At 66.3% G+C, this 4647-nt stretch carries 5 protein-coding genes and 1 pseudogene; 3 read left to right on the top strand and 3 right to left on the bottom strand.

Annotated elements, in window-relative coordinates; translation table 11 throughout:
• Positions 1–212: 212 nt before the first annotated feature.
• Together ACRDUX_RS20530 and ACRDUX_RS20535 are read right to left on the bottom strand one after the other, a co-directional pair.
• The gene (locus ACRDUX_RS20530) at positions 213–857 is read right to left on the bottom strand and encodes a response regulator (protein WP_526415948.1); all 645 of its coding nucleotides are present in this window, start codon (positions 855–857) and stop codon (positions 213–215) included.
• Positions 854–2155: a sensor histidine kinase gene (locus ACRDUX_RS20535; protein WP_526415942.1), complete on the bottom strand. Its 1302-nt coding sequence runs from the start codon at positions 2153–2155 to the stop codon at positions 854–856. Before ACRDUX_RS20535 ends, ACRDUX_RS20530 begins: the two co-directional genes overlap by 4 nt.
• 164 nt (positions 2156–2319) lie before the next feature.
• Here ACRDUX_RS20535 and ACRDUX_RS20540 point away from each other — a divergent pair.
• Both ACRDUX_RS20540 and ACRDUX_RS20545 read left to right on the top strand, forming a co-directional pair.
• Positions 2320–2499: pseudogene (locus ACRDUX_RS20540) on the top strand (type II toxin-antitoxin system VapB family antitoxin); the annotation flags it as partial.
• Positions 2500–2876: 377 nt separating this feature from the next.
• Entirely contained in the window at positions 2877–3710 is an 834-nt protein-coding gene (locus tag ACRDUX_RS20545; RefSeq protein ID WP_526415944.1) for a hypothetical protein, read from the top strand.
• On the opposite strand, the gene ACRDUX_RS20550 is transcribed toward ACRDUX_RS20545, so the two are convergent.
• The gene (locus ACRDUX_RS20550; protein ID WP_526415949.1) at positions 3685–4020 is read right to left on the bottom strand and encodes an SDR family NAD(P)-dependent oxidoreductase; all 336 of its coding nucleotides are present in this window, start codon (positions 4018–4020) and stop codon (positions 3685–3687) included. The genes ACRDUX_RS20545 and ACRDUX_RS20550 overlap by 26 nt on opposite strands.
• A 118-nt stretch (positions 4021–4138) precedes the next feature.
• Here ACRDUX_RS20550 and ACRDUX_RS20555 point away from each other — a divergent pair.
• The coding region (locus ACRDUX_RS20555; RefSeq protein WP_526415946.1) for an alpha-amylase family glycosyl hydrolase at positions 4139–4647 on the top strand (509 nt) is incomplete at its 3' end.

Raw genomic sequence — 4647 nt, forward strand, 5'->3', positions numbered from 1 at the left:
GTGCGAACGAGAGCCACGCTAGGTGCGTTCTTGCGGTGCGAGAATGGTTTCCGCAATGCGCGATTTAATCTCCGCGCCTCTCGCCGCGAACTCAACGCCGACCGCACGCATGTTGTACGCAAATCGCGAGGCGTGCCGCGAACAAGCGTGCACTCGGCAACCAACCCTGCACCAGATCAAAACGCAGACGGACCACTGGCGACCAAAGGTCGCTAACCCCGCAGATAGGCCAGCACGGCGAGAACCCGACGATGCTGTTCGTCATCGGGCGGCAGCGTCAGCTTGGCGAAGATGTTGGTGATGTGCTTCTCGACCGTGCCGTCGCTCACCATCAGGGTGCGGGCGATCTTGGTGTTGGAGTGGCCCTCGGCCATCAACGCGAGTACCTCCCGCTCACGCTCTGTCATGTCCCGCAGCGGGTCGTCACGTCGGCGCCGCACCAGTAGCTGGGCGACCACCTCCCGGTCGAGCACCGTACCGCCAGACGCCACCCGGGCCAGCGAGTCGAGGAAATCGGCGATCGCGGTGACCCGGTCCTTGAGCAGATAGCCGACGGCGCCGGCCCCGTCCGCGAGCAGGTCGTCGGCATACGAGACCTCGACGTACTGCGACAGAACCAGCACGGGCGCGCCGGGCACCAACAGGCGGGCCTCGACGGCGGCACGCAGTCCCTCATCGGTGTGCGACGGCGGCATCCGGACGTCCACCACCGAGATGTCTGGCCGGTGTTCCGCGATGGCCTGCACCAGCGATGGGCCGTCACCCACTGCGGCGACGACGTCGTGACCGCTCTCGGTCAGCAGCCGGACGAGGCCCTCCCGCAGCAGGACTGAGTCGTCGGCCACCACAACTCTCAGCACGGCAGCTCCACCCCGATCGTCGTCGGCCCGCCGGGCGGACTGATCACCGTCAGCGTGCCACCGGTCGCCCGCACACGATCGACGAGGCCGGACAGACCATGGCCCTTGGCCGCATGCGCGCCGCCGTCTCCGTCGTCGACGATCTCGGCGCGGACCCAACCGGACCCGTTCGCCACGGTGACCCAGCACGTCGTCGCGCCGCTGTGTTTGGCGACGTTGGTCAGCGCCTCGGCGACCGCGAAGTACACGGCGGTCTCCACTGCCGCGTCGAGCCGCCCGGCTGGCGCACCAAGCTCGGGGTCGACGGTGAGCTCGACCGGGACGGTGCACCGAACCGCAAGTGAGGCAAGCGCACTGGGTAGGCCACGGTCGGTGAGCACCGGCGGCGCAATGCCGCGGGAGAGCGCCCGCAGCTCGTCCAGGGTCTCCTGAGTCTGGCTGATCGCCTCGTCGAGGGCCCCTCGGAGCGCGTCCGGATCGCTCTCCAGGTGTTGGCGGGCGCGACTCAAGTCCATCCCGAGGCGGATGAGTCGCTGTTGTGGGCCGTCGTGGATGTCTCGTTCCAGCCGGCGCAACGCGGTCGCCTCGGCGGAGGCCGCGGCCGCCTTCTGCTCTGTCAGCACGATGATCGTTTGGCGCATCTCAGCGACACCGGTCAGCAGGAGACGGCTGAAGCCGGCCGAGATGAGCGCGCAGCCTCGCACCACGACCGGGAGGCTGATCAGGCAGACCACGCCGATGGCGGTCTGGAGGCCGACCCGGGCGAAGGTGCTGTCGCCGAGCCCGATCAGCTGGGCGAGCGAATGGTTGTCCGGACCGCGCGGGATGCTCCAGTCCCAAGCGATGGTCAGCGTGCCGCCGATCGCCGACGCCCACCAGCTGACGACGATGCAGAAGGTGGCAACCGCGATCGGAAAGTGCACGATGGCGTGGGCGAGATCGAGCCAGGACTGGACCTGGGTGAGCGGGGTGATGATCCGCCTCCACACTCCGGCACCTGGTTTGGCCGCCCGGTAGGTCGGCCGGGTCCGTGGTCGACGGAGCACGGCAGGTATGCGCAACCGCTCGACGTCGGCGAAGAAGCGCGCGACCAACAGCGTCCCGGCGAGGATAGGCAGGCCGACGACGACGACCAGCGTGCCGAGCCCCGCCGAGAATCCGGCCACGGCGACGCTGAAACTCACGATCGCGAGCGGGAACCCGAGGAGGACGTAGCCGGTGTCGACTCCGAGCTGACGGAGGAAGCCGACTCGCTCGGGCTGCGCAGGGTTGGCCGACGTGCTGGCGGTGCTCATGCTCTCGACGCTAGGCATGTGTCGGAGTCGCTCCCATCCGGTGCGCCTGCGTCTTCAGGGTAGGGCTGTCCCTACCGTTCCCGTCCCGTCATCGGGAATGTCGGTTCACTAGCGCACTCGCCGTGGAAGGCACTCCACACGATGTTGGCGATTGATGCTGGGCCATACATCACCAAAATGGGGAGACTGACGCAGCGGTGACACAGATCGACCTCGACAACGAAGCGCTGGCTGAGGTGATGCGGATCGCGGGAGTGCGCACCAAGAAGGAGGCCGTGAACCTCGCTCTGCGCGATTACGTCGAGCGGTTCCGGCGCATTGAAGCAGTGGCACGATCCAGCGAGCAGGCAAAGGGCTGGGACTACGAAGGCTGGCTTGCCGCGCGGGCCGACGAGAAGACAGTGCCTCACCTTCCCGATGTCAGGGCGCGGCGCGTCGTGAGCTAGCGGGGTTCGTCGACAGACTGCAGACACCGACGCGGCCGAAGCACGAGTGGTTCCGCCGATATCGCGCGAGGATGACGCCACGCTCGAGAGTCGGATACAGCTCGCGCACAACGTTATTCGACATTCACACAGCCCAGCAGTTCCGCCGGCCACCCGGGTGGGACGTGGTTCCCGTACTGTCGCGGGATGGGAGAGGAAACTGACCGGCGGGGATTCCTGAGCCCGGTGCGTCATGCGAGACCGTGACGGATTCGGCCGCTGACCAAGCCCTTCGGATGGTCGAGGACGTTGTCGACGATCCCGCTCGACGACTCGACCTGGCCTCCGCGTTCTACGAAGACGGACCCCACCATGCCTCCGTCCGAAGATACCGGCGCGCCGAGCTGTCCTTCATGCAATGGCAGATGCGCCGGGGAGCCCTCAACCCGATCACTGGGCCGCAACCCGGCAGCCGTTGGTGGCGAGCGATCAACGCGCGCTTGCTATGTGACTCATGGGAGGCGCACCTTCTCGCCGCGGGCGCGCCCGGACCGGCCAGCCGGCCGGCGGTGACCCGCTGGATGGAGTTTCTCAGTCACCCGACACCGCAGTCCTGGTATCGGGCGCACAACACCAGCGTTGTGTCCGCCTACGTCGAGTACCGCGATCTGAGCGAGGCCGAAATTCCCGTCGAGAAGTTCTTCATGGACGTCACCCTCGGCCGGGTGCTGTTCATCCACGGCATTCTGATGGACCCTCGGTCGACCTTGGGGCCTTTCTTCTGGCCCCTTGCGCGCCTCCTCGCCGACCCGCGCTCACGCAGCGTCGACATCTACCTTTCCTTGCGCAACATCCTGCCCGATACCTATCCGATTGCAGGACAGTCGATCACTGAGATTCTCGATGCCGAGAACTTCGCCGGGCGACTCATCGACTACGGCATCCTGCTGCCGCGAGCCCACTCGCTGTACGAGTTCGCCGCCGCTGACCTCGGTGAGCCGCGCCTGCGTGACTTCATCGAGAACGGCAACTTGACCTACGCCTGGCGGTACGACGACCGCTTCGTCTGGGAACCGCGCAGATCCCGCAGGTTGATTGCCCTCATCACCCGGATCTTCGCACGCACCTAGGCATCGGTATCTGAGCTGTGGCTCGGCGTGCCGGGCGTTGCGGCGTGATCTCCGCGACCGCCTCCGCGCCCTTCCGTTCGTTTCGGACCGGCAAGATCAGCTCCGCCCCGGCCCGAGCCAGGCCGTGGGCCAGGCGCAGTCCGAGTCCGTCGCTGGCGCCGGTTACGACGGCCAGCCTTCCGACAGGTTCGGTACGTCGACGTCCTTCACGCTCATGCTGACGTGTCCTCTCTGATCGGCTCGCCCTCGGGGGGATGCGGCAAGCGGGCGGTATGCACCCATTCGACCTGACATCACGGCCGCCAACCAGGGTTAGAAGATCCGTGGTTAACCGCTCCGAGGAATCGGGCCCATAACGGGTATGCGCAGGACATGACGGTCATCGAAGTCCACTGTTCGCTCGAGCGGATTCCTCAGGCGGTGACCGCATGAGGCGTGCGGACACGAGCGACCTCTGGTGGAAGAACGCGGTCTTCTACTGCGCCGACATCGAAACCTTCTACGACTCGAACGGCGACGGCACGGGTGACATCCGCGGCATGACAGACCGCATCGAGTACCTCACCGACCTCGGCGTGACGTGCTTGTGGCTCATGCCCTTCTACCCCACCGCACGCAAGGACGACGGCTACGACATCACGGACTTCTTCGGTGTCGATCCCCGCCTCGGGACGGTCGGTGACTTCGTCGAGCTCGTCCGGACGGCCCGCTCGAACGGCATCCGGATCATCGTCGACTTCGTCATGAATCACACCTCCGACGCGCACCCCTGGTTCAAGTCCGCTCGCCGCAGCACAGACGATCCGTACCGCGACTACTACGTGTGGAGCGCGACGGAGCCCAAGTCAAGCCCCAAGGACGTCGTGTTCCCCGATCAGGAGGACAGCATCTGGGAACTCGACCCCAGGACCAGCGAGTGGTACCTGCACCACTTCTA

This window comes from Mycobacterium sp. (assembly GCF_050701675.1).
GTDB lineage: Bacteria > Actinomycetota > Actinomycetes > Mycobacteriales > Mycobacteriaceae > Mycobacterium.